This is a genomic window from Mesorhizobium sp. M0276 (genome assembly GCF_040321755.1).
Taxonomy (GTDB): domain Bacteria; phylum Pseudomonadota; class Alphaproteobacteria; order Rhizobiales; family Rhizobiaceae; genus Mesorhizobium.
Genome location: NZ_JAMYSC010000002.1, coordinates 130,632 through 153,769, shown reverse-complemented (window position 1 = coordinate 153,769; position 23,138 = coordinate 130,632). Strand labels below are relative to the sequence as shown.

The window sequence follows — 23,138 nt, the reverse complement described above, 5'->3', positions numbered from 1 at the left end:
CACTTCTCCCTTTGTTGAAGTTCCCCGATTTTTTCTATCTGAGTATCTCCGTGTTCCCGCAGACACCCAGTGACTGCCCCGAGATTGATCTGCCCGCGTCGGACGCGACGAAAACCGCCAGATCCGCAATTTCCTCAGGTTCGATCATTCGACCCAGTGATATCGTCGCCACTTCCTCGGCCTCGATTTCGGCGAGCGGGCGTCCGGTAAGTTCTGCCCGGGCGGACATCACTCGCTCCATGCGCGGCCCATGGACTGAGCCGGGAAGGATTGCGTTCACGCGGATGCCGAACTGGCCGACCTCCATCGCGAGCGATTGGGTAAGGCCGATCACGGCCCACTTGGCTGCCGCGTAAGGCGTCCGCATCGGCATGCCCAGTCGTCCTGCCGCCGAGGACATGTTGAGGATCACCCCCGACCGCTGTGTCTTCATCCCGGCCATCACACCGCGAATGAACAAGAACTGGGCGGTGAGATTGACATCGACCGTTCGCGCCCAGTCCTCGGGCGAGACGTCCTCGATCGCAGCCGTCGGACCGGCGATGCCGGCATTGTTGAAGAGGATGTCCACTGCGCCACCCAATCCCGCGAGCATCGACTGGAGAGCGGCCGGAACGCTGGCGGGGTCAGCCACATCGCAGACGACCGCAGTGGCTTCGGGATATTCCGAGGAGAACGAGCTAACCGAAGCGGGATCAATGTCACAGACTGCGACCCGCGCACCGGCTTCTATCATTTTCTTGGCGACGACCCTGCCAATCCCGCTGGCGCCGGCAGTGATGATCGCGCGCTTGCCGGACAGAGGGCTCATGCTGCTGCTCCCAATCCCAGGCGATCGCGGGTCGCGGCGGACGACATAATCCGCACACCCATGCGTTCGACGATTTCGCGCGCACGCTGCACAAGCGCGACATTCGTCGCCGGAACACCCCGGTCGAGCCAGATATTGTCTTCGAGACCGACACGCACGTTCCCACCAAGCAGAACGGCCTGGGCGACCATCGGCATCTGCATGCGGCCAACGCCGAAGGCGGACCAGACAACGTCGGCGCCGCGGGCTGCATCCGCCATGGCCTTCATTGCCGTCGTGGTGGCCGGAGCGCCCCAATTCACGCCGAGGCAAAATTGGATCATCGCAGGCCCGGCGAACGCGCCTTCGCCGATGAGCTTCATGACGAAGTCAAGATGGCCGGTGTCGAATACCTCGAGCTCCGGTTTTACACCGTAACCCCGGATCAAAGCCGCCCCTTCGCGAATTTGCTCGGGCGTGGAAATGTAGACCAGATTGCCTTCACCGACGTTGTATGAGCCGCAGTCGAGCGTGCAGATGTCGGGCCGCAGCGCCTCGACGTGGAGGAGCCGGGTTTTCTGGTTGACGAGATCTGTGCCAGCGACGGCCTTGGTCGGATCTTCGGCGTCGAGAACGAGATCGCCGCCCATGCCCGCCGTCATGTTGACGATGATGTCCCTGTTGTGGTCACGAACGCGCTCAAGCACTTCTGCATAGAGTTTGACATCGCGACTTCCGTCCGTCGTCTCCGGATCGCGAACATGGACATGCGCGATCGCGGCACCGGCTTCGGCGACGGCCAGGACGTCGGCCGCGATCTGCTCTGGAGTCACGGGGACATGCGGGTTCTTCTTGGGGGCCGCACCGGCGCCGGTAATGGCACAGGTGATAAAGATTTCGTTGTTCATGCCTGTTGTCTCAGCTTGGAGGTTTCGTCTGAAAGAATTTCAAGAGTTTTGGGGTCGATCGCCACGCCGTAGTCCCGGCGTGCGGCTTCCGCCGAAATGTAGCCGTCGATCACGTCTTCGCGCACACGCTGGGGATCACGGGAGCGCGCAACACCCCAGCCGCCGCCACCCGTGGACAAGAACTCGAATGCCTCGTTCGGCCCAAACTTGTGGGATGACAGAAGCGGAGAGCGCCAGGTGCCATCGGGCCTTGGACCACCAATTATCTCGCGGCGCCCATCGCCATATTCCTGCAGCAGCATCTGTACGGGGCTCCTGCTGCCGCCGTTTACGCCTGGGCTTCCCTCGATTGTTCTGGATGTCTCGATCGAAAGCTCGCCGCCATTGAGAAAGCGGAACTTGAACCGCGCGCCCAGACCGCCCCGGTTCTCGCCCGGGCCGCCGGAATCCTGGCGAAGGTCGAAGGCTTCGACGACGACTGGGTAAAGCAACTCGGCCGCTTCCGCTGGCATGTTGGTGCAGTTGCCCAACGGATCCAGAGTCACATTCAGCCCGTCATTGTACGGCGTTCCGCCCCAGCCGCCCGCCGGGATGTCCGAGAAGACATCGATGCGCCCACCGGGACCGCGAACCGCGGCAACGAACCAGTTTGCATCAGCGCATGTAGGAGCGATCGCAAGATCGGGAATGGCCTTTGCCACCGCCTGCCAGATCGCGCTCTGCACTTTGCCGGAGGTTACCGTGGTGCAGCCGACGACGGGAGCGGGCCAGCGCGCATTCAGCCAGCAGTCATCCGGAAGGCTCAATGTGATTGGCGCAAACATGCCGGCATTCGGCGGAGCGTCAGGCGCCAGGAAGAACTGCAAAGCAGTGTACACGGCGGCGGTTGTGTTCGCGAACGGCGAATTGATCGCACCTGCAACCTGGGGATCGCTGCCCGCGAAATCCACGTGCAGGTTTGAGCCCGATACGGTCAGCTTGACGCGCACCCAGACCTTGGCATCGGTGATGCCATCGGAGTCCGCGTAGTCAGCGCCTTCGTAGACCCCATCCGGTATCTTTTCGATTTCCGCACGAACGATGCGTTCGGTGTAGCGGATCATGTCGTCCATTCCCTGGAGCAGGGTCGCACGGCCGTATTTGCGCGCAGTAGCCTGGAGTTCATCCTCAGCAGCCAACAGGGCGCCCATATGGGCTTGCAGGTCGCCCCGGATGTAATGCGGCGTGCGCGTGTTTCGCAGCAGGATTTCGAGAAGGTCCGGATCGACCTCATAGTTGCGATAGAGCTTCAGTGGGGGAAGGCGAAGCCCTTCACCGGCGACGTGCGTTCCGAAGCCCTGACCACCGGGGCCGCCACCACCAAGATCCATCCAGTGACCCCGGCTTACCGCGAAGCCGATCAGCACGTCTTCATGGAAGACAGGCATGGTCAGCGTCACATCATTGATGTGGGTGCCGCCGTCATAGGGGTCATTCAGCACCACGACATCACCCGGCCGGAGCGTCTCGATGCCGAACTTCCGCGCCACTGCCTGGACACTGAAATGCATCGCCGCCAGATGAACGGGACAGTTCGCGGTCTGACCGACCAGACGCAGCGTGGGATCATAGATCGCGTTCGAAAAGTCGAGATTTTCCGAAAGGATCGGCGAGAAGGATGACTTCTGCAGAATCACCGTCATGCGGCGGCAGACATGTTCGAACGTGTTGCGAAGGACTTCGAACGTGATTGGGTCGATTGAGGTAACCATTATGACCTCTCCAAGATGCAATTGCGGGCGGGGTCAAAGCGTGCCACCCAACCCGGTGGAATGACGATGCTGGTGTGCGGATCTTCAATGAGAGCAGGGCCGCTGACATCGACCGCGCCGGCGGCGTCGTGAACCAGGCTGTCGGTCCAGCCGCCAAACCAGACCTTGCGTTCGGCTTGACGTGGCGAGCCGATAGCGGAACTCGTGCTGGATTGCAGAACGCCAGCGGGTGATGGCGCTTCCGCCGTCACTGCCAGTGCGACAATCTCCACGGGGAAATCGTCCGAACGGACACCGAACTCTCTCTTGTGCGCGCTGTGGAAAGCCTCAGCCAGTCTATCGAGGTCGCGTCGCTCGATAGCATCCCGGTCCTGCACGACGTCCACTTCGAAAGTCTGGCCCGCATACCGCATGCGCATCACGAAGCTTACCTGCACGCCCTCTGCGCTGGCGCCCTGCCCAAGAAGGGCTTCGACGGCTGCGTCACCGAGGTTCTCCAAACGAAGGCCGATTTCATCGAGCTCCTTGGCGGCCAGCGGAGCGTAGTAGAAAACTTCTTCGTCGTGCTTGATTGCCAGCCGCAGCGCTCCATAAGCAGAGGCAACACCGGAATATCTCGGGACGATGACCGTCGGCGTGCCGAGTGCCTCGGCGACTGCGCAGGCGTGCAGCGGTCCTGCTCCGCCGAAACTCGCAAGCGCGAAATCGCGAGGATCTCGGCCGCGAGAAGCAAGAACAAGCTTGACGGCTTGTGCCATAGCCTCAGTCGCGATCCGAAGCATGCCTTCGGCACATTCCTCGATGCTGAGATTCAACTGAGACGAAAGGGTCTCTACGGCCGCGCGAGCCGCTGCGACGTCCAGTTTGAATTTACCCGAAAGGTCCGGGCTAATCCTGCCGAGCACCAGATTTGCATCCGTAATCGTCGGCCGCGTTCCACCTCGCCCATAGCAGGCAGGCCCGGGAACCGAACTTGCCGACATGGGGCCGACGCGGAGTGAGCCACCGCTGTCGATCCAGCCGATCGACCCCCCGCCGGCGCCGATTGAGCGGATGTCAAGCATCGGCACTGCGACCGGAATGTCGAACTCTATTTCATATTCGCGGGTGATGAGGCCCTGGCCGTCCTCGACGATGGACGCATCGAAGCTCGTTCCGCCCATGTCGGTATGAATGATGTTCACAAAGCTCGCAGTGCGCGCTATCTCGGACGCATATCCGACGCCGCCCGCAGGCCCCGACTCCACCAGTTCCTCGACACGCAGACGAGCCTGGTTGACGGACATCATCCCGCCATTGCTCTTCAGGATCATGAGATTGCCGGTAAATTCCGCTTCACGGAGCCGGGCCTCAAGACGCTCGAAATAGTCGGCCATCACCGGTAGGATCGTGGCTCTAACCGAAGCCAGCGTGAAGCGTGTGTGCTCTCGGAACACCGGCTTGACATCCGCCGAGGGAACTGCCCGCACGCCGGGCAACGCCGCCGTGATGATTTCGGCGACCTTACGCTCGTTTGCCGGGTTCGCGTAGGAGTTGATCAAGCAGATTGCCACGGACTTGATGCCAGCCGCTGCGATGGCCTCGATAATGGGCTGAAGCTCTGCAGCATCAATTTCCTTCTCAACCTTCCCGGACGCATTGGTTCTTTCGTTGATCGTGTGGCGATGCCGACGACGGATCAGAGGCTCAGGCTTGGTTTGATAGGGCCGATAAAGATGTTCGCGGTGCATTCGGCCGATTTCGAGCACGTCGCGAAAGCCCTCCGTGGTGATCATCGCAGCATCCGGGAAGGTTCGCTCGATCAGGGCGTTGGTCGCGGTCGTAGTGCCATGGACAAGCAGCTCAATCTCGTTCGGCGCGATGCCGGCATTTGCGATGGCGTTCAAGACACCGCGCGACCTTTCCTCAGGGGTCGTCAGAACTTTACCGGTTCGCTCTTCGCCGGTCGCACTGTTGACCGCGAAGAGGTCCGTGAAAGTCCCTCCCACATCAATACCAACTTTCCACATTTCAGCTTCCCCATTTTTTGATCGTTGATCAAAGAATTGACCATAAAATAATTTGTGTCAAGACCCCGATTTGCATGAGATATCTAAAATGCCGTACCTAGGCTTTTTTGATCGTTGATCAAGGGAATTATTGTCGCTATGCTCACGTGCGTCTCATGCAGATCAGGAGTGAAAATGCCAGCGACCAAGTTTCCCGTGCTTCGGCCGCGCCCAAGAAACTCAGATTTGGAACATGTTTATGCAGAGCTAACTCGGTCAATCATGATGGCCGAGTTTGCACCTGGTCAGAAGCTGAAGCTCGATGACCTGGCCACCGCATTCGGCACAAGCCACATGCCGGTTCGAGAGGCCCTCAATAGACTTGTCATGGCTCGCGCGCTGCAGGCCGAGACGAGGCGAACTCCCTTCATTCCCGAAGCGAGCGTTGAGCGTCTCCGCAATCTGCTTACCCTTCGAACAGATCTTGAAGGCAAAGCGGTGGCGATGACGATCGAGCGCGGCGAGAACGGACTTGCCGATCAGCTGGCACAGATAAATGCCCGGATGGACACTGAAGCGGAGCGTGGCGCGTTAGGGACGCGAGCGTATTTGCAACTAAATCACAAGTTTCATTTTTCGCTGTATGAACGATGCGGAAATCCTGAACTTGTGAACCTGATTGAATTGCTTTGGATGCGTTACGGACCGTTGTTGAGCCTGTTGAAGGCGACTCCAATGTCGTTCTCAGGGCATCGGCATCACGCAGAAATAATTGCCGCCGTGAGATCGGGCGACAGCGCCAAAGCTGTTCAGAACCTGGTCGCCGACCTGCAGGAAGCTGGAGACGCTATCGCGACAGCCTTGTCCACAAAAATGCAAAAAGCGCACGGCTCTAGATCGAGCGCACCGTAACACTTTGACCGCAATTCCTGGGTTGCGCGTTGATCTCCAGAAGGACGAACGAAAATGGCAGAATTGGAAAACGACCCACGCGTTGCGAGGGCGGTGCTTGGCGGTGGGATGATATGGATCGACACTGGTAGCGAGCGACCCGCGGCCTCGGCCTCGGGCGAGTCTAAGTTGGGGCTCAGGCATTCCGATGCCCGTCGTCGCTCATTTGGACTCGCGAGCCTCCTTTCACGACGCCTGCCGCTGTTTCGGTTGGGCATTGCTTCTCGGGTAACTCGGAGCGGGTAGTCCGAAAAGGGTGAGTGGGCGCGAAAGCGAAGCTAGCGTCTGCGCTGCCCATGACTAATTCAGCGGTGTCGGAGTGAATGGCCAAGCATGGGTTATCCTGACGATACGACAATTTCCGCCAACTCGTAGGGAGTAATATTTTGATTGACGAGATCGATAGTTTTATGGGCGTCGCGCAGCCGTGGATGTGCGACGAGTTTGGTCATATGAACCGCCGATTTTACGCGGCCATGTTCGACGACGCTACATTGGTCGTCTTGCGGTTCTTGGATGTTGATGACCGCCAAGACTCCCTTGGATGGGCAGACGTCAGGACCGAGACCGATTTTCGCACGGAGGTGAGCGCAGGAACCATTCTCAAAATCCGGTCCTCGGTCGCAAAGATTGGGAGAAGTTCGGTCACCATTCGGCACGTCATGACGAATTCGTCCAATGGTGAGACTGCTGCTGTGGAGAGCTGCGTATCGGTTAGGTTTAATCTCCAGCGACGTGAATCGAGCGAACTAGGTGCAGCCGTCATCACTCGCGCGGAGCTATTGTTTGCCGCGTAGCAGAGCAAGCACCTCTTATGTCGTCATACTGGAACAGCCGCTGGAGCTGCTGGAGCCATTTCTGCGATATAAGGACTGGCTTGCAAAAGGGCGGTTCCGTAGCTCACATAGGCCGGATTTTATCCCGGCACGCATGGCGTCGGCCAGGGCATCTGCTGAAATACGTGAGAACGAGTGTTCCCGCTTGCCATAAAGGTCATGGCCGCGCCCGATGATGTCGCCATTCTTCACGGCTGCTGGGTATGAAAACACTGAGGTCGGAAAAGGATTTCACGCCGCATGGATGGCCATGAAACCCGATGAACGGGCGGCGGTTGAAAGACTGCGGCGAGGACCGTGCGTTCAGCGGGTCGATGCGCGCCGACAGGGTAATCGATGACGAGGTCCGCTCGATCCCGTCAATGGCGCCGCGGAGATTCCCGATCGCCGACGCGTCGACAATGACGATCATGTCGAAATTGCCGCTGACGAGCGCAGTGTCCTGACCAGCGCAGCACCTACAGAGTCCGTTCTTGTCGGCGAGCTTCGTCGTTGATGGCAGCACATGCGCCTTAAGCAACCCTTGCCAACAGGGTGCACGAAAGTGCCGAGCCGTGGTTCCATCGCAGCGCGGCGAAGGTATTCTGTTCTTCTGCTGTGGGCTTCCGAAGCATTTCACTGCCGCGTCGACTCACCATGGCACAGTGTTGCGCCGGCAGGCCGCCTGTCAAACCTTTGCGGCTCAGTGGTGTTGCGACCGGCGCAGATATGTCTCCAGCCAGAGGCTGTAGCGCGAGCCGCCGAAGCACAGCACGAAATAGATCAGCGCAGCGAACAGATAGGCCTCGTCGTAGTAGCCGAGCCACTGCGGATCGGTCGCCGAGGATCGGGCCGCATTGAGCAGGTCGAAAATGCCGATGACGGCAAGCAGCGATGTCGCCAGCAGGAAGCCGATCGCCAGATTGACCATGCCGGGAATGACAAGGCGCAGCGCCTGTGGCAGCACGACAAGCTGCATTGTGCGCCAGTAGCCGAGGCCAAGCGCGGTCGCTGCTTCGTATTGGCCGGATGAGATGGCCTGGAGCCCGGCACGAACGACTTCGGCGACATAGGCCGACCAGAACAGCGTGATCATGATCATCGCCCGGACATTCTTGTCGATCAATTGGCCATTGGGGACAGCCATTGGCAGGATGAGCATCGCCACATAGAGGATGGCGACCATCGGTGTGCCACGCATCAGTTCGATGAACGCAATCGCAAGCGTGCGTAGCCCGCCCATTCTGGAGCGCCGCGCCAGGGCCAGCAGGATCGCCAGCGGCGTCGCCAGGCCGAAGCAGACCGACCACACGAACAGCGTCACTGCCAGTCCGCCCCACTGGTTCGATGGGACGGCCGGAGGCGTCAGCGTGCCGGACATCAGGATCCAGCTGGAGGCGATCACGACAGGCCAGGCGACAAGCAATCCCTTGCGCCAAAATCGCGGCTGCGCGGTGATGATGAGGAGCCCCAGCAGCAGCACCATGACGACCAGCGGTCGCCATTGCAGCGCCGGCGGGTAGAAGGCGAACAGGATGAAGCGGAATTTTGCCCCCACGAACGCCCAGCATGCACCAGTGGCGAGCGCGCAGTCGGCCGACGTTCCCGTCCATGTCGCGTCCAGGATGGCCCAGCGCAGCAGCGGCGGAACGATCCAGCCTAGCAACGCCACAGTGACGACGGTGATGGTCGAATTGAGCGGCGTGCCGAAAAGCCCGGTCTTCAACGTCTGCAGCGTTGCCGACGATCGCCATGTCCGTGCGTCAAGAGTATCGGAGATGCTCATGTCCGGGCAGTTCCCCTGAGAGCGACGCGCCTGTTGTAAAGGTTCATGGCCGCCGAGACCGACAGGTTGATCGCCAGATAGACGGCTATCAGCAGCGTCAGCGCTTCCAGCGACTGTCCAGTCGTGTTGGCCGTGGTGTTGATGATGCTGACAAGGTCGGGGTAGCCGATGGCGACGGCAAGGCTGGAGTCCTTGGTCAGGTCCAGATAGCTGGACGTCGTCAGCGGCGTGATGACGCGCAATGCCTGCGGCAGCACGACCAGGCGCATGATCTGTCCGCTATGCAGGCCGAGCGCCCTCGATGCCTCCCATTGGCCGCGGTCCACCGATTGGATGCCGGCCCGCACGATCTCCGCAATGGCCGCCGAGAATTTCACCACCAGGCCGGTCAGCAGTGCCGCGAATTCCGGTGTCAGATTGTAGCCGCCGCGAATGTTGAAACCGGCAAGCGCCGGTATCTCCCAGCTCGCGCCGGCGCCGGTCAGCGGAAAGGCCAGGACTACGCCACCCACAAGTATCGCGGTTGCCAGGCCCACACGCCTGCCAGGCACGCTACCCTTTCGTCGTGCCCATGTAAGGAAAGCCAGATAGACTACTACGAAGCCGCCAAGCAGCCAAAGCGTCGGTGCCGACACATTGTGAAAGCTGAGTCCCGGGACGAACACACCCCGGTTGGTGAGGAAGAAGGTGCCAAAGGCCGAGAGCGCCTGCCGTGGCGACGGAAACGATTTTGCCAGCGACATCCAGAAGAACAGCTGCAGCAGAAGCGGCGTGTTGCGAACGATCTCGACATACCAGCGCACCAGCCCTGCCAGCAGCAGATTGCCGGAGAGGCCGGCAACGCCGAGAACGACGCCGAGGATGGTCGCCAGCACACACCCAAGCGCTGCCGCTTTCACCGTGTTCAGCAGTCCAGCGAGGATGGCGCGTATGTAGGGATCGCCCGCTTTGAAGGCGATCGGCGCCTCGCCGATCTCGAAATTCGCCGGCCGGCCGAGGAAATCGAAGCCCGGCGTGATGCCGATACGAGCCATGGTCTCGGCCGTGTTGTGACCGAGCAGCCAGAACAGGGCGATGATCACCGCGATCACGGCAACCTGCGTCAGCGGCCAGGTACCCAACCACAGGGATATTCTGCGCCAAATGCCGGGTCCTTTTGGACCCGGCACGGTTTCGACGGTCGATGACATTGGTCGAAAGGTCTTAGCGGAACGGCGGCGAATACAAGAGACCACCATTGGTCCACAGGCTGTTGTAGCCGCGCTCCCAGCCGAGGGGCTTCAGATTGCGGTCGTAGATTTCGCCGTAATTGCCGACGGTCTTGATGATGTTGTAGGCCCATTTCGGATCGAGGCCGATCGCCTGTGCGAGCGACGGATCGACGCCGAGGAAACGCTGGATCGCTGGGTCCGGCGACTTAAGGAACTCGTCAACGTTCTTGCTGGTGATGCCCCATTCCTCGGCCTGGATGGTCGCATTGACCGTCCAGTTGACGATCTCGAGCCAGCGGTCGTCGCCGCCAGCGATCGCTGGTGCGAGCGGTTCCTTCGACAGTCGCTCGGGCAGGATGATGTAGTCGTCGGGCTTCTTCAGCTGCGTGCGCTTGCCGACGAGATCGGATGAGTCCTGCGTGATGGCATCGACGCGACCGGTCTCCAGTGCGTTGATGAACTCGCCGGTGTCCTCGATCGTCACCGGCGTGAACTTCTTGCCGGTCTTGCGGAAGAAGTCGGCGATGTTCAATTCACCGGTCGTGCCGCTCTGGACGCCGATCGTGGCGCCGTCGAGGTCCGCCGCCTTTGTCACACCGAGATCCTTGCGGACAAGAATGCCCTGCCCGTCATAGAAAACCGTCGGGCCGAAATGGAAGCCGAGCTGGAAGGCACGCGTGATCGTCACCGTCACGCCCGACAGCAGCACGTCGAACTCGCCGGACTGAAGCGCCGGTAGACGCTGCTGCGGCGAGGAGTTGGTGAACTCCACCTTGTCCGGATCGCCGAACACGGTGATCGCCAGGGCGCGACCGTAGTCGACGAAGAAACCCTGCCAGCGGCCGTTGCCGTCCGGTGAGAAGAAGCCGGGTGTCGTGCCGACGCCAGCCTTGATCGAGCCGCGTTCCTTGATCTTGTCGAGCGTCGGGCCAGCATAGGTCGCGGTCGAAAACAATCCTGCCGCCACCACCAGCGTCGTCGCCAGTGCCGTCCTCCAACCGGCGCCAGGCCGCATTGCAATCGTCATGTCAGTCAACTCCTGAGGTTCATCATTGTCAGCCGATGGCGGAACGTCCCCCGCCCTGTTCGACTGCCTCGAAGTTAACTCTATAATTTTTGTAGACTAAGGAACGACAATCCAATTTTCCGCCGGCACGGAAAGCAGATTGCTGCGAAAGTGCACATCGGCGGCGAATGCGAACCGTCTTGTTTCCGAATGATTGACCCTAGGGAAAACGCGTTCCAGACAGCGCTGAACAAGGAGCCCCCGAACAAAAAAGGCCGGGCTCGAATGTGGCCCGGCCAAAAGAAGGGTCAAAACCTTCAGAGGGGAACACCGTCCGGCGGAATGGGAGGAAACCACCGAACGATTTTACCTGTTTGAGCTTATTTCAAAGCCTTGGCGACGAATAACATTCCAAAAAACATACAAAGCGGCAAAAATTCGTGCGCCGTACTGTAAACCCTCACGAGCCCGCGGTTCCGGTCTCGAGAAGATCGGCATAGTGGCGGCGTGCCACGTCGGGATGTGAACGCAGTCGGCTTTTGAGCACATTGGTCCCGACATCGCGGAACAATGGGTTGTCGGGATCGCTTGCCGGTCCGCGCGCCTGTGCCGCCAGTTCTTCGGAAAGGCTGAGAAGCGGTATGGTCGCATCGAGCCGCGCGCTGAAAAAGAAGGGAACGGAAATCCGCTCGACGCCGGCAGGCGGCGTCACGACGCGGTGCACGGTGGCGCGCAGGTAGCCATTCGATGCCAGTTCGAGCAGTTCGCCGATGTTGACGACCAGCGTTCCGGGGATCGGGTCGACATTCACCCAGCTTCCATCATACTCGACCTGCAGCCCCTTGTTGTCGTCCTGCAGCAGCAGGGTCAGGAAGCCGCCATCCTTGTGCGCGCCGACGCCCTGGTCGGTGCCGGTCGCCATCCGGCCGGGATAGCGCACGATCTTCATGCGATGGTTGGGCGAGTCCCGGTAGATCGCGTCGAAAGCATCCTCGGGCTGATCGAGCGACAGCGCGAACGCGTTCAGCAAACGGATCGCCACCGAGGTCGCCTTGGTCTGCCATGCCAGCAGCGCCGGCTTGAGCTCTGGCAACGCCTGGGGCCACTGGTTCGGCCCTTGCAGCCGTGTCCAGGGCGCGACTCCCGGCCCTTGCGCTATGGGCTGGCGCTCGACGCCGATATCGAGTTGCTCGCGCCAGTCGGCCGCACCCTGGGTCAGTTCGCCGCCGGCGCGTGTGTAGCCGCGAAACTGCGAGGACTTGACCATTTCGATGGCCAGCTTGTCGGCCTCCGGCAAGGCAAAGAAGCGTCGCGACGCGGTGAGCATCTCGCTGATATCCGCCCAGGAGATGCCGTGCCCGGCCAGATAGAAAAAGCCGATGTCGCGCGAGGCGGAGCGCAAGTCCGCCAAAAACGTCCGGCGCTCCGATGCACCTTGTTCAAGTCGGCTCAGATCGAGCACAGGCACTATTCTGGGCATGGTCAGATCCCCTCGCCTAGGCGGCTTTCAATTCTTTTTCGCTCGTCACCTGATCGAGCGCCTGTTCGAGATCGCGGATGATGTCGTCCGGATGCTCGATGCCGATCGACAGCCTGACATAACCGGGCGTGACGCCGGTCGCGAGTTGTTCTTCCGGCGAAAGCTGCGAATGGGTCGTGGTTGACGGATGGATGGCCAGCGAGCGCGCGTCGCCGATGTTGGCGACGTGGTAGAGCAGCTTCAGTCCGTTGATGAAGGAACGTCCCGCCTCGCGGCCATCCTTCAGTTCGAACCCGACAAGCGCGCCGTAGCTGCCTTGCCGGAAATAGGCATCGGCCCGGCGCTTGCTCTCGCCGCCCTGGTAGCGCGGGAAGATGACGTTGCCGACCTTCGGATGTCCGCGCAGATACTCCGCCACCTTGATGGCATTCTCATTGTGCTGGCGGATGCGCAGCGGCAGCGTTTCCAGGCCCTGCAGCAGCTGAAAGGCGTTGAATGGGCTGATCGCGGCGCCGACGTCGCGCAGAAGCACGGTTCGGATGCGCAGCACATAGGCCACCGGTCCCAACGGCTTGGCCGCCTCGACCCAGACCTTGCCGTGATAGCTTGGATCGGGCTGGTTCAGCGTCGGGAAGCGTTCGGCATGGTCTTCCCACGGGAAATTGCCGCCATCGATGACGATGCCACCAATCGACGTGCCGTGGCCGCCAATGTATTTCGTCGCCGAATAGACCACGACTGCCGCGCCATGGTCGAACGGCCTGATGATCAGCGGTGCGGCGGTGTTGTCGATGATCAACGGCACGCCGAGCGACCGGCCGATGTCGGCGACTTCCTTGATCGGGAAGACATGCAGTTTCGGATTGGGCAACGATTCCGCGTAATAGGCGCGCGTGCGCGCGTCGGTGGCACGGCGGAAATTCTCCGGGTCTGACGGATCGACGAACCGCACTTCCACGCCCAGATGCTTCAGCGTAGCAGCAAACAACGCCCAGGTGCCGCCATAGAGATCCGTGGCGGAGACGATGTTGTCGCCCGCGCCGGCAAGGTTCAGCACCGAATAGGCAGAGGCTGCTTGGCCAGAGGACAGAAGAAGGGCAGCCGCGCCCCCTTCCAGTTCCGCGATGCGGGTTTCCAGCGCATCCTGTGTCGGGTTCGAGACACGCGTGTAGATGTGACCGATCTCATCGAGCGCAAACAGGCGGTCCGCGTGAACGGTGTCCTGGAACTGATAGGACGTGGTCTGGTAGATGGGCACGGCAACGGCGCCGCTGGTGGGATCGGCGCGCCAGGAGCCGCCGTGAAGGGCGAGGGTCTCGGGAGAAAGATTTTCCAGGGTCACGTGTCGTTCCTTCCTGATGGTTGCGGCGGTCAAGCGACGGGTTCGGCTTCGGCGCGGACCTGGGCGGCCAGCAGATCGGCGTGATGGCGCCGCGCGACGTCGGGATGCGAGCGCAGCCGGCTCTTCAGCGCGTTCTGCCCGGAATTGCGGTAGAGCGGATTCGTAGGATCGCGGGTGACTCCATTCGCCTGCGCCTTCAGCTGCGGCGCCAGATCCAGCAGCGGTATCTCGGCATCGAACGGAGCGCCGAGGAAGAAGGCCACCGACAGCCGGTCGGTGCCGGCCGGCGGCGTCACGACCCGGTGCACGGTGGCCTTCAGATAGCCGTCGGTCGCCATTTCCAGGAGTTCGCCGATGTTGACGACAAAGGTGCCGGCGCGCGGCGCGGCGTCGATCCAGCCGCCGTCGGCGGCTTCGACCTGCAACCCCTTCTGCTTTTCCTGCAGCAGAAGCGTCAGGAAGCCGCTGTCCTTGTGGGCGCCGACGCCCTGCTCGCTTTCGGTCGAGTCACGGCCGGGATAGCGAATGATCTTGATGAGATGGTTTGGCGTGCCGGCATAGATGTTTTCGAAAGCGTTCTCGTCCTGCTCCAGGACAATGGCGAACGCCTTCAGCAGGCGCGTCGAAAGATCGGTCAGGCGATCCTGCCACTCCAGTAGAAGCGGCCTCAGTTCCGGCAAGGCGCTTGGCCACTGGTTCGGCCCCTGCAAGCGCGTCCACGCCGGCAGGTTCGCATTGCGCGGCAGCGCCGGCGCCTCCGAGCCGATGTCGACCTGCTCGCGCCAGTCCCTCTGAGCTTTCGTCAGTTCCTGGCCAACCCGGTTGTAGCCGCGGAAATGCGGCGAGTTGACCATCTCGATCTGGAGCTTGTCCTTGTCCGGCAAGGCAAAGAAACGTCGTGACGCGCCAAGCACATCGTCGATCAGCGACTGCGCGATGCCGTGTCCCGTCAGGTAAAAGAAGCCGATATCGCGTGCAGCCCGCCGCAATCCCTCGATGAATTCTTTGCGAGAATCCGGATCGGCTTCGTAGCGAGAAAAATCCAGTACCGGAATCGTTCTCTTGTCGGCAGGACTGCTCATTTTGATCCTCATGTTTGGTGATCGAAGCGTCGCACCGCAGGCGCTGGAAACAAAGAAAACGTCATCCCTTTCGGAGGCAGGTGAGGAAATTCCAGTATCGCGCGTGTAGCGCGGGCAGCGCGTTTTTGTTAATTCTATAAATTAGTAGATTTTGATTTGTGACTGGTATCACGCGGATTTCTGTTCCGCGGCCGCCCGGTTGATCTGCTCGCGGCTGCGCTCCTAGGACAGGCCTGGGACCGCCGTCAGCAGTGCCCGCGCATAGCCGGATCCGGGGCGCGTCAAAACCTGCTCAGCGGGTCCGTCCTCGACGATCTTGCCGCTCTGCATGACGACGATGCGGTTGGCGATCGCCGAGGCGACACGCAGGTCATGGGTGATGAACAGCATGGACAGGCCGAAGTCGCGTTTGATTTCGGCCAGAAGGTCGAGAATTTGCGCCTGGATGGAGACGTCCAGAGCCGAGACCGGTTCGTCGGCGACGAGCAGGTCGGGCTCGAGCATGAGCGCGCGCGCCAAGCCGATGCGCTGCCTTTGGCCGCCTGAAAAAGCATGCGGAAATCGATCGGCGGCGCCGGGGTCAACCCCGATGCGGGCATGAAGTCGGGACATGCGCTCCTCGGCCCTCTCATGCGAAAGGCCGTTGACTATGGCGGCTTCGGTAAGGATGCGGCGGACGCGATGGCGAGGATTGAGGGGGGCGAAGGGATCCTGAAACACCATCTGGATACGCGGGCGCAAACCGCGTTCGCGTGTCGTGCCGGCGAGATCGCGGCCGTCGAAGCTCAGGCTGCCTTCGTCCCAGTCGGCCAGCCCGACGACGCATTGGCCCAGCGTCGTCTTGCCCGAACCGGATTCAACGACCATGACGACCGTCTCGCCTCGCCCGATCGTCAGATCGACGCCATCGAGCGCCCTGGCGGCGGATGCCTGCCGCCATGGCGCGCGGCGATCGCGATAGGTCTTGGTCAGCCCGCGGACCACAAGAAACGGCTCCCCTGCGTCCTGTCTGTCCGTTGCACTGGCATGCAGAACCGGGACGGCTTCGATCAGGCGGCGTGTGTAGGGCTGCGACGGCGCTTCGAGGACATCATGTGCTCTGCCGCTCTCAACCACCCGGCCCTCCTTCATCACCACGACACGGTCGGCAATGTCGGCGACCACGCCGAAATCATGGGTGATGAACAGGACGGCGAGGCCGAGCCTTTCGCGGATTTCAAGGATCAGCGCAGGATTTCCGCCTGGGTGGTGACGTCGAGCGCGGTGGTCGGCTCATCGGCGATCAGCAGATCCGGATCGTTGGCGATCGCCATCGCGATCATCACCCGCTGCCGCTGTCCACCCGAGAGCTGGTGCGGGTAGCGGTGGATGATCGTCTCGGGGTCCGGAAGCCTGGTTGCCCGCGCGAGCTCCAGCACGCGCGCGGCGCGTGCCTTGCGGTCGCCACCGTCATGCGCGCCGAGCGCCTCCTCAATCTGGCGGCCGATGGTCAGCACCGGATTGAGCGCGCTCATCGGCTCCTGGAAGATGAAGCCTATGCGCTTGCCGCGTAGTAGGCGGAACGAAGCCTCGCTGATCCCGGCAATGTCGCGACCGTTGAGATCATGGCGCTCGCGGCGTGGACAGTTCCGCCGATCCGGCCGATGCGGTGCCGGCGGCCATCGATCTTCTGGAGCATGCCACTGCCGTCTCGGCCTCGGGTCCGGTCGATCATGTCGTGGGACGCGTCGACGGCCAGGTCGTGCTGGTGAAGATCGGCGGTGGCAGCGCCCTCCTGTGTCGCGGCGACCGGCTGCTCTCTCGGCGCGCTGGCGGCCGCTTATGCTGGTATAGCTCCCGATCCGCTGACAGGTCTGGTGGCGGCTCATACACATTTCGCGGTGGCGGCGGAGCTCGCCGAGGCGATCGCCTCGCGGCCGGGAAGTTTCGCCGCGGCTTTCATCGATGCGCTCGATGCGGTGAACGAGGCATCGATCCGCGGACGGGGAAAGATCGAGTCGGCCATCAAGCTCAGTTAAGCCTAGTCATGGAATCAAGGATTTCTTCCGTATAGCCTTGACGGAGACTCTCGATCATTACGGCTGTCTTGCTCAGGCCCTCGACCGGCTGTCAGCGACAAACAAGCCGACGCATGTCAGACACAAGCCGGCCCAGACGAGCTCAACGGAATAACCCTTGATGCCGAGGAAGTGGTTACCTCTGCAGAGGACCTGCGCCAGCGAGCAGCGATCGGACGAAGCGAAGAGGCACGGCATCGCCTGGGGATAGCTCATATAGTCGTTAGAGATGACCTGGCTGTAGACCACCCACCACCAGCCAACCGCGAGCAGGAGAACCAGGACGCCTAGCGCGGAGACAGCTATCCCGACATGGGTCCTAGACATCCTGGGATATCCCGAGCGTGGCCAGCACGGAGCGGCGAAGTTCGACCAGGTCGGGATCATCGCGCCGCCGCGGATGCGGCTTGTCGACGGCGACTTCCGCGATGATCCGCGCCGGGCGATCCGAGAGCACAATGACGCGGTTGGCCAGCAGGATCGCCTCCTCGACATCGTGCGTCACCAGGAGCGCGGTGAAGCCGACTTTCCGCCAGAGCGCCAGGAGTTCATTCTGCATCGAGAGCCGCGTCAGCGAATCGAGCTTGCCGAAGGGCTCGTCGAGCAGCAGGAGTTGAGGATCGTTGACGAGCGCGCGGGCGATCGCGACGCGCTGCGCCATGCCGCCGGAGAGCTGATGCGGATAGGCGTTGGCGAACTTCTCGAGCTTCACCAGCGCGAGGGCTTCGTCGACACGATGGCGATGCTGTGCAAGCAGGCCGCGCGCCTCGAGTCCGGTCGCGACATTTCGCCAGACCGTCCGCCACGGAAAGAGCGTCGGATCCTGAAAAACGAGAATGTGCGAAGGATCCGGCTTGCCGATCTGGGCGCCGTCCTCAAGCAGCTTGCCGGCGCTGGGATGCTCCAGCCCGGCGGCAAGACGCAGCAAGGTCGATTTACCCGAGCCGGACGGTCCGAGCAGCGCCACGAATTCTCCGGGTTTCACCGAAAGCTCGATGCCGTCGAGCACGTCAAGCTTTTGGCCGTCGAGATCGTAATGATGCGAGACGGCGCGAATATCGAGCGCGACATTGCGGATCTGCGCCGCCGCTGCACCGGAAGCGAACGCCATCAGATGATCCCCTTCTGCCAGCCGAGCAGACGATCGCGGATGACAAACAGGAGCTTGACGATGCCGGCGCAGAGCAGCGCCATGATCACCAGCGTCGCATAGACATTGGCGTAGCCTGAATAGGCCTGCTGAAACTGGATGTACCAGCCGAGGCCATATCTGGCGCCGAGCATCTCGGCGACGACCAACACGGCGAAGGAATAGTAGAGACCCATGAACATGCCGACGAAGACGTGCGGCAGCGATGCTGGAATGGCGATCTTGAGGACAAGGAAACGATCATCGGCTCCAAGTGTGCGCGCCACGTCGTAATACGCCCTGTTGACCGAAGCGACGCCGGACGCCGTCAGGATCGCCACCGGAATGCCGGCCGAGAGCGCAACGATGAAGATCGAGGCGTCGAAGGTCGTCGGGAAGAAATAGAAGGCGGCGGGAATCCAGGCCGTCGCAGGCACCGGGCCGATCAGTTTCAGGATCGGCATGCCCCAATAGTTGAAACGCGCCGACCAGCCTAGAGCGACGCCCAGTGCGAAGCCGGCAGCGATGCCCGAGAAGAAACCGAGCGACCAGAGGCGCAAAGTGTAGAGGATGCAAATGAGCAGCCTCGGTCCGTCGACGACATAGACATTCAGAAGGCCGTGCGGCGGTGAGAAGAAGGGCTTCGGCAGCCAGCCGAGTTTCGCGGTCGTGAATTCCCAGATCAGGAACCAGAGGCCGAGCGCCAGGAACCATGGTCCGTAATAGACGAGCGTGCGGCCGACCCGCCCGAGCAGGCCGACCGAGACGGCAAGCACGGCAAAGATCGCCGCGCCAATGCCGGTCAGGATGGCGAAAAGATCAGCGCTGCCCCATGGCACCACATCGGGCAGCGCGACGGTGACGACGGCGGTTGCCGCCCACGCGGCGGCCGCGTACAGGCCGAACTTCCAAACCCCGCCGAAGGTCGCCGACCGAGCTTCCACCCCGCCGGAATCGAGGGCCTGTATCGCGTCGCTCATGAAAAGGCCTCAGGCGAGCAGGTTGACCGTGATCCGCTCGGCGAAGGCCTTCGGATCGGTGGTCGCATCAAGCACCTTGACGAGCCTCAGATCCTCCGAGGCCCGCTGGATCTGGGCGACCAGTTCCGGCCCGATCGGATGGTTGTGGGTGACCAGTCCGCCGATGATCGCCTCGAGGTCTTCCAGGCTCAAGCCCGCCGGGTTCAGCGCTTCCAAATACCATTTCGCCACTTCGCCGGGATGGCTTGCGACATATTCGTGGATCTCGATATTCGCCTCGGCGAGACGGCGGAGCGCGTCGCGGTTGGCCTCCAGGAACGGGCCATTGGCGCCCAGCACGCAGCACGTCGCTCCCTCATAGATGCCAGTCTGGGTGTCGGCGATCTTGGTGAAGTTGAACTTCTTCTCGATCGAATAGGCCCAGGGATCGAGATGCGCCGCCAGATCGGCCTCGCCACGATCGACCGTATCGCCGACGAGATCGAACGGCACCGGGTTCCACGTCACATCGGTCTCGGGATCGATCCCGTTCTTGGCAAGCGTCACCTGGAAGGCGACCTGCGGCGGCGCGCCGATGCCGTAGGTGGCAATCGTCTTGCCCTTGACGCCGGCGATATCCTTGATGCCGGAAGCGCTCGAAGCCAGCAGGCGCTGGCAACCGCCATGCGACCCGACGAAGAGCTTCACGTCGAAGCCCTGCTCCAGCGGCTTCAGCCAGTCGCCGATCAGTCCGGCGCCGGCATCGGCCTTGCCGGTGGCGAGCGCCTGGATCAACGTCTGTCCGCTGGCACCCTGATAGAACAGTTCGACGTCGAGATTGTGCCTTGCATAAAAACCCTTGGCGACGCCGAAGCCAAGCGGCGAATGGCAGGCCGCGACTTCAGTCCAGGCGAGCCGGACCTTGGGCGCATTGCCGGCGATCGCATAACCGACCGTGCGGCTGCCAATGATACCAACTGCCGCGGCGGTCGCGCCGGCGATGCCGACCGATTTCAAGACCGTGCGTCGCGAGACGCCCTTGCCACCAACTTTTGAATTCGTCTTGTCCGTGCTCATGATTGAACCCCTGTCCAGCGCCTGCTTGCGATCACCCGCTGCTCGGCATTCTATAATCTCTATAAAATCTATCAATTATGTAGAGAGGAACGTTTTGCCATTTGAAGGCGGCCCGCTCGAAAGAACGGTCCGTTTTTTGGTTTGCCGCGCAATTTCGCTTGAAACGCGCGGCGGCGGGCGCAAGCCCAGTCCCGTGGACTCGTTAGAGGGCTCCGTGTCTCGGCGGCCGAACACCGTTCAGGAAATAGTTGCCGACGTTCACGTATTTGTACCGGACCGGGTCGTGCAGCGTGTGGGTCCGGGCGTTGCGCCAATGGCGATCGAAGCCGAACTGTTCGAGCGTGGAGCGTGCGCCCGTCAGTTCGAACAGCTTGCTCGCGACATAGAGCGACGCCTCGGTGGTGACCGCCTTGGCCTCGGCGACGGCGATCGAGGCTTCCGCCACCGTGTCTTCGGTCGGATCGGCCGCGGCGATATCGACGAAGCGTCCCGCCCGCTCGGTCAGCGCGCTGGCCGCATTGACCCGGACCGCGAGATCACCGATCGCCGCGATCACATGCGGATCTTCCCAGCCATGCTGGTAGTTGGTCTCGAAGAACGGCCGGGCATGCGCCTTGGTGAAGGCGATCGCATCGGCAAGTGCAGCCCTTGCGATACCAAGGTCGACCGCGGCGTGGATGATCTGCGCCACGGGGCCCATGGGCGTCGGACGATCGAAGACGATCTGATGCGGCACGACCTGGAACTCGGTCACCGGAATATCATCGAAGGTCGACGAGCCGCTGCCGGTCGTACGCTGGCCGAAGCCCGACCAATCGTCGATCAGATTGACGCCGGCGGTGGCACGCTCAAGGAAGACGAAATTCGTCCGCTTGTCGGCATCGTTCGCGATCACCACGATCACGTGGGCAAAGAGCGAGCCTGTCGAATAGAACTTCTGCCCGTTCAGGACATAGCCGTCGCCGTTCCGTTCGATGCGCGTGGTGAAATCTATATTGGTGCGCGTGCCAATTTCCGTAAAGGCATTGCCGAACCGGTCGCCGTCGAGCACGCGCTCGAAGAGCGCCTTCTTCTGTGCCTCGCTGGCGCCAAGGCGGATGCCCTCGACGATGTAGAGATGGTTCTGCGGGATCTGCCCGATACTGGCGTCGGCGGCCGCGATGATGGCGATCACCTCGGCGAGGGTGACGTTCGATACCCCAGCCCCGCCATGGTCCCTGGGGACGGTGATCCCCCAGAGACCGCTCTGCGAGAATCGCTCGATCTCGGCGAGCGGCAGACGCCTGGTCCGGTCGCGCTCGACGGCCCCCGCCGCGAATTCAGTGGCAAGCTCATGCGCTATCTTGATCGCCTCCGCGTCGCTGGCGATGCGATGTGCCTTGTGCCGGCGCGGGGCAATGAAGGGTGCCGGCCGCGACAAGGCTGGCGCGGCCGCGAAATGTTGCGAACGCTCGATTTGCGTCATGCTCAGATCTTCCGACGTCAAAGCCAAGGATGGCGCGCAGGCTGGACGCCGTTCAGGTAGTAATTGCCGATGTGGAAAAACTTCCAGCGCACCGGGTCGTGCAGCGTGTGGGTGCGGGCGTTGCGCCAATGACGATCGAGGCCGTGCTCGGCCAGTGTCGAGCGGGTACCGCCAAGCTCGAACAGCTTGTTGGCGGCGAGGATAGCGATCTCGGTGCTCAGCACCTTGGATTCGGCGGTCGCGACGGCCGCCTCCGCGACCGTATCGAGATTGGGCGTCACCAGCGCGGCGTCGATCAGCCGCGCGGCCCGTTCCAGGATCGCTTCGGCGGCGTGCAGCTTGATCTCGAGATCACCAATCGCGGCGATGGTGAAAGGATCCTCCGACGCATTTTCCTTGCCACTGTCGAGCCATACCCGCGCCTTGGTGCGGATGAAGGCGATGGTGTCGGCGATCGTGCCCTTGGCAATGCCGGTATCGACGGCGGCCTGGATGATCTGCGAGATCGGCCCGGCGGCGGTCGGCCGTTCGAACGCCTTGTAGGCCGCGACGACCCGCGACAGCGGCACGCGCACATTCTCGACGACCACCGTGCCCGACGCCGTGGTGCGCTGACCGAAGCTCGACCAGTCATTGATGACGGTGAGACCCGGAGCATCCCGGTCGGCGAAAGCGAGATGCGGGTTCCCCGCTTCATCGACGGCGACGATCGGCACGATATGAGCGAGCAATGCGCCCGTGGAATAGAATTTGCGGCCGTTGACAAGGACATGATCGTCGCCATCCGGCGTGATCTTCGTCTCGAAAGCGCCGACGGTGCTGGAATTCTTCTCGGAGAAGGCGTTGCCGAAGCGCAGCCCCTTCAGCACCTCGCCGAGCAAGAAGCGTTTCTGCTCCTCCGTGCCGTCGGACACGATATGTTCGACCACCGCGAGATGGTTCTGCGGGATCTGACCGAGCGAGGGATCGGCGGCCGAGATGATCTTGATGACCTCGGTCAGCGTCACATAGGAAACGCCGGCGCCGCCATAGGCCTTGGGGATGTTGATGCCCCACAGGCCGCTCTGCGAAAAGGCGTCGAGCTCATCGAGCGGCAGCAGCCCCTCGCGATCGCGCAGCGCGGCGTCCTTGGCGAAGTCCGCCGCAAGGCGATGGGCGATCTCGATCGCCTCGGCATCGGAGGTGATCACATGCGCGGGCTGGCGCGGCCTTGGCCGGGGCGGAAAGCCTTCGTCTGGCGTGTTGACCCGGTGAGCAGAGCGGATATCGATGACTGCAGACATGGCGTATGGTCCCCGTTTTGCGCCGGCCTCGCGACCGGCATGAAGTCCTGACTTGTTT

At 61.9% G+C, this 23,138-nt stretch carries 22 protein-coding genes; 3 read left to right on the top strand and 19 right to left on the bottom strand.

What is annotated here, in order from left to right; translation table 11 throughout:
• Positions 1-34: 34 nt before the first annotated feature.
• From NKJ01_RS02400 to NKJ01_RS02385, 4 genes are read right to left on the bottom strand one after another with little or no spacing between them, the layout of a single operon-like run.
• The gene (locus NKJ01_RS02400) at positions 35-811 is read right to left on the bottom strand and encodes an SDR family oxidoreductase (RefSeq protein WP_352725726.1); all 777 of its coding nucleotides are present in this window, start codon (positions 809-811) and stop codon (positions 35-37) included.
• Positions 808-1,698: a beta-keto acid cleavage family enzyme gene (locus NKJ01_RS02395; RefSeq protein WP_352725725.1), complete on the bottom strand. Its 891-nt coding sequence runs from the start codon at positions 1,696-1,698 to the stop codon at positions 808-810. The genes NKJ01_RS02400 and NKJ01_RS02395 overlap by 4 nt, the downstream gene beginning before the upstream one ends.
• The gene (locus NKJ01_RS02390; protein ID WP_352725723.1) at positions 1,695-3,449 is read right to left on the bottom strand and encodes a hydantoinase B/oxoprolinase family protein; all 1,755 of its coding nucleotides are present in this window, start codon (positions 3,447-3,449) and stop codon (positions 1,695-1,697) included. The genes NKJ01_RS02395 and NKJ01_RS02390 overlap by 4 nt, the downstream gene beginning before the upstream one ends.
• Positions 3,449-5,458 carry a hydantoinase/oxoprolinase family protein gene (locus NKJ01_RS02385; RefSeq protein WP_352725721.1) on the bottom strand — a complete coding sequence of 670 codons (2,010 nt, stop codon included), beginning with the start codon at positions 5,456-5,458 and terminating at the stop codon, positions 3,449-3,451. The genes NKJ01_RS02390 and NKJ01_RS02385 overlap by 1 nt, the downstream gene beginning before the upstream one ends.
• 174 nt (positions 5,459-5,632) lie before the next feature.
• Between NKJ01_RS02385 and NKJ01_RS02380 the strand changes: the two genes are divergently transcribed.
• A complete protein-coding gene (locus NKJ01_RS02380; protein ID WP_352725719.1) occupies positions 5,633-6,349 on the top strand; it encodes a GntR family transcriptional regulator in 717 nt (238 codons plus the stop codon).
• Between the two features lie 425 nt (positions 6,350-6,774).
• Positions 6,775-7,185, top strand: coding sequence for an acyl-CoA thioesterase (locus tag NKJ01_RS02375; protein WP_352725717.1), 411 nt, complete (start codon positions 6,775-6,777; stop codon positions 7,183-7,185).
• Between the two features lie 196 nt (positions 7,186-7,381).
• On the opposite strand, the gene NKJ01_RS02370 is transcribed toward NKJ01_RS02375, so the two are convergent.
• The 9 genes from NKJ01_RS02370 to NKJ01_RS36370 form a co-directional block, all read right to left on the bottom strand.
• On the bottom strand, positions 7,382-7,636 hold the full coding sequence (locus NKJ01_RS02370) for a hypothetical protein (protein ID WP_352725715.1): 255 nt from the start codon (positions 7,634-7,636) through the stop codon (positions 7,382-7,384).
• 270 nt (positions 7,637-7,906) lie between these two features.
• Positions 7,907-8,989 carry an amino acid ABC transporter permease gene (locus NKJ01_RS02365; protein ID WP_352725713.1) on the bottom strand — a complete coding sequence of 361 codons (1,083 nt, stop codon included), beginning with the start codon at positions 8,987-8,989 and terminating at the stop codon, positions 7,907-7,909.
• On the bottom strand, positions 8,986-10,179 hold the full coding sequence (locus tag NKJ01_RS02360) for an amino acid ABC transporter permease (protein ID WP_502905839.1): 1,194 nt from the start codon (positions 10,177-10,179) through the stop codon (positions 8,986-8,988). Before NKJ01_RS02360 ends, NKJ01_RS02365 begins: the two co-directional genes overlap by 4 nt.
• A gap of 13 nt (positions 10,180-10,192) precedes the next feature.
• Entirely contained in the window at positions 10,193-11,215 is a 1,023-nt protein-coding gene (locus NKJ01_RS02355; RefSeq protein ID WP_352726029.1) for an amino acid ABC transporter substrate-binding protein, read from the bottom strand.
• A 451-nt stretch (positions 11,216-11,666) separates the two neighbouring features.
• Positions 11,667-12,686, bottom strand: coding sequence for an isopenicillin N synthase family dioxygenase (locus tag NKJ01_RS02350; protein WP_352725709.1), 1,020 nt, complete (start codon positions 12,684-12,686; stop codon positions 11,667-11,669).
• A gap of 16 nt (positions 12,687-12,702) precedes the next feature.
• A complete protein-coding gene (locus NKJ01_RS02345) occupies positions 12,703-14,028 on the bottom strand; it encodes an O-acetylhomoserine aminocarboxypropyltransferase/cysteine synthase family protein (RefSeq protein ID WP_352725707.1) in 1,326 nt (441 codons plus the stop codon).
• A 29-nt stretch (positions 14,029-14,057) separates the two neighbouring features.
• Positions 14,058-15,110: an isopenicillin N synthase family dioxygenase gene (locus NKJ01_RS02340; RefSeq protein ID WP_352725705.1), complete on the bottom strand. Its 1,053-nt coding sequence runs from the start codon at positions 15,108-15,110 to the stop codon at positions 14,058-14,060.
• 222 nt (positions 15,111-15,332) lie between these two features.
• Positions 15,333-16,274: an ATP-binding cassette domain-containing protein gene (locus tag NKJ01_RS02335; RefSeq protein ID WP_352725703.1), complete on the bottom strand. Its 942-nt coding sequence runs from the start codon at positions 16,272-16,274 to the stop codon at positions 15,333-15,335.
• 59 nt (positions 16,275-16,333) lie between these two features.
• The gene (locus NKJ01_RS36370; RefSeq protein ID WP_502905838.1) at positions 16,334-16,978 is read right to left on the bottom strand and encodes an ATP-binding cassette domain-containing protein; all 645 of its coding nucleotides are present in this window, start codon (positions 16,976-16,978) and stop codon (positions 16,334-16,336) included.
• Here NKJ01_RS36370 and NKJ01_RS02325 point away from each other — a divergent pair.
• A complete protein-coding gene (locus tag NKJ01_RS02325; protein ID WP_352725699.1) occupies positions 16,871-17,128 on the top strand; it encodes a hydroxyethylthiazole kinase in 258 nt (85 codons plus the stop codon). The two genes, NKJ01_RS36370 and NKJ01_RS02325, sit on opposite strands and share 108 nt — an antisense overlap.
• Before the next feature lie 72 nt (positions 17,129-17,200).
• On the opposite strand, the gene NKJ01_RS02320 is transcribed toward NKJ01_RS02325, so the two are convergent.
• From NKJ01_RS02320 to NKJ01_RS02295, 6 genes are all read right to left on the bottom strand, one after another.
• Positions 17,201-17,494, bottom strand: coding sequence for a hypothetical protein (locus tag NKJ01_RS02320; protein WP_352725697.1), 294 nt, complete (start codon positions 17,492-17,494; stop codon positions 17,201-17,203).
• On the bottom strand, positions 17,487-18,278 hold the full coding sequence (locus NKJ01_RS02315) for an ABC transporter ATP-binding protein (RefSeq protein WP_352725695.1): 792 nt from the start codon (positions 18,276-18,278) through the stop codon (positions 17,487-17,489). The genes NKJ01_RS02320 and NKJ01_RS02315 overlap by 8 nt, the downstream gene beginning before the upstream one ends.
• A complete protein-coding gene (locus NKJ01_RS02310; RefSeq protein ID WP_352725693.1) occupies positions 18,278-19,276 on the bottom strand; it encodes an ABC transporter permease in 999 nt (332 codons plus the stop codon). Before NKJ01_RS02310 ends, NKJ01_RS02315 begins: the two co-directional genes overlap by 1 nt.
• 9 nt (positions 19,277-19,285) lie before the next feature.
• Positions 19,286-20,332 (bottom strand): ABC transporter substrate-binding protein, encoded by a 1,047-nt coding sequence (locus NKJ01_RS02305; RefSeq protein WP_352725691.1) that lies wholly within the window; start codon positions 20,330-20,332, stop codon positions 19,286-19,288.
• A gap of 202 nt (positions 20,333-20,534) precedes the next feature.
• Positions 20,535-21,797, bottom strand: coding sequence for an SfnB family sulfur acquisition oxidoreductase (locus tag NKJ01_RS02300; RefSeq protein ID WP_352725689.1), 1,263 nt, complete (start codon positions 21,795-21,797; stop codon positions 20,535-20,537).
• Positions 21,798-21,814: 17 nt separating this feature from the next.
• A complete protein-coding gene (locus tag NKJ01_RS02295; protein ID WP_352725687.1) occupies positions 21,815-23,080 on the bottom strand; it encodes an SfnB family sulfur acquisition oxidoreductase in 1,266 nt (421 codons plus the stop codon).
• Between the last annotated feature and the right edge of the window lie 58 nt (positions 23,081-23,138).

Bases quoted from the DNA above. Each gene is read 5' to 3' on its own strand.
- NKJ01_RS02300 (WP_352725689.1), bottom strand. From the start codon at position 21,797: ATGACGCAAATCGAGCGTTCGCAACATTTCGCGGCCGCGCCAGCCTTG.
- NKJ01_RS02310 (WP_352725693.1), bottom strand. From the start codon at position 19,276: ATGAGCGACGCGATACAGGCCCTCGATTCCGGCGGGGTGGAAGCTCGG.
- NKJ01_RS02360 (WP_502905839.1), bottom strand. From the start codon at position 10,179: ATGTCATCGACCGTCGAAACCGTGCCGGGTCCAAAAGGACCCGGCATT.
- NKJ01_RS02370 (WP_352725715.1), bottom strand. From the start codon at position 7,636: ATGATCGTCATTGTCGACGCGTCGGCGATCGGGAATCTCCGCGGCGCC.
- NKJ01_RS02315 (WP_352725695.1), bottom strand. From the start codon at position 18,278: ATGGCGTTCGCTTCCGGTGCAGCGGCGGCGCAGATCCGCAATGTCGCG.
- NKJ01_RS02355 (WP_352726029.1), bottom strand. From the start codon at position 11,215: ATGCGGCCTGGCGCCGGTTGGAGGACGGCACTGGCGACGACGCTGGTG.
- NKJ01_RS02305 (WP_352725691.1), bottom strand. From the start codon at position 20,332: ATGAGCACGGACAAGACGAATTCAAAAGTTGGTGGCAAGGGCGTCTCG.
- NKJ01_RS02295 (WP_352725687.1), bottom strand. From the start codon at position 23,080: ATGTCTGCAGTCATCGATATCCGCTCTGCTCACCGGGTCAACACGCCA.
- NKJ01_RS02340 (WP_352725705.1), bottom strand. From the start codon at position 15,110: ATGAGCAGTCCTGCCGACAAGAGAACGATTCCGGTACTGGATTTTTCT.
- NKJ01_RS02380 (WP_352725719.1), top strand. From the start codon at position 5,633: ATGCCAGCGACCAAGTTTCCCGTGCTTCGGCCGCGCCCAAGAAACTCA.
- NKJ01_RS02395 (WP_352725725.1), bottom strand. From the start codon at position 1,698: ATGAACAACGAAATCTTTATCACCTGTGCCATTACCGGCGCCGGTGCG.
- NKJ01_RS02385 (WP_352725721.1), bottom strand. From the start codon at position 5,458: ATGTGGAAAGTTGGTATTGATGTGGGAGGGACTTTCACGGACCTCTTC.
- NKJ01_RS02400 (WP_352725726.1), bottom strand. From the start codon at position 811: ATGAGCCCTCTGTCCGGCAAGCGCGCGATCATCACTGCCGGCGCCAGC.
- NKJ01_RS02350 (WP_352725709.1), bottom strand. From the start codon at position 12,686: ATGCCCAGAATAGTGCCTGTGCTCGATCTGAGCCGACTTGAACAAGGT.
- NKJ01_RS02320 (WP_352725697.1), bottom strand. From the start codon at position 17,494: ATGTCTAGGACCCATGTCGGGATAGCTGTCTCCGCGCTAGGCGTCCTG.
- NKJ01_RS36370 (WP_502905838.1), bottom strand. From the start codon at position 16,978: ATGAGCCGCCACCAGACCTGTCAGCGGATCGGGAGCTATACCAGCATA.
- NKJ01_RS02365 (WP_352725713.1), bottom strand. From the start codon at position 8,989: ATGAGCATCTCCGATACTCTTGACGCACGGACATGGCGATCGTCGGCA.
- NKJ01_RS02390 (WP_352725723.1), bottom strand. From the start codon at position 3,449: ATGGTTACCTCAATCGACCCAATCACGTTCGAAGTCCTTCGCAACACG.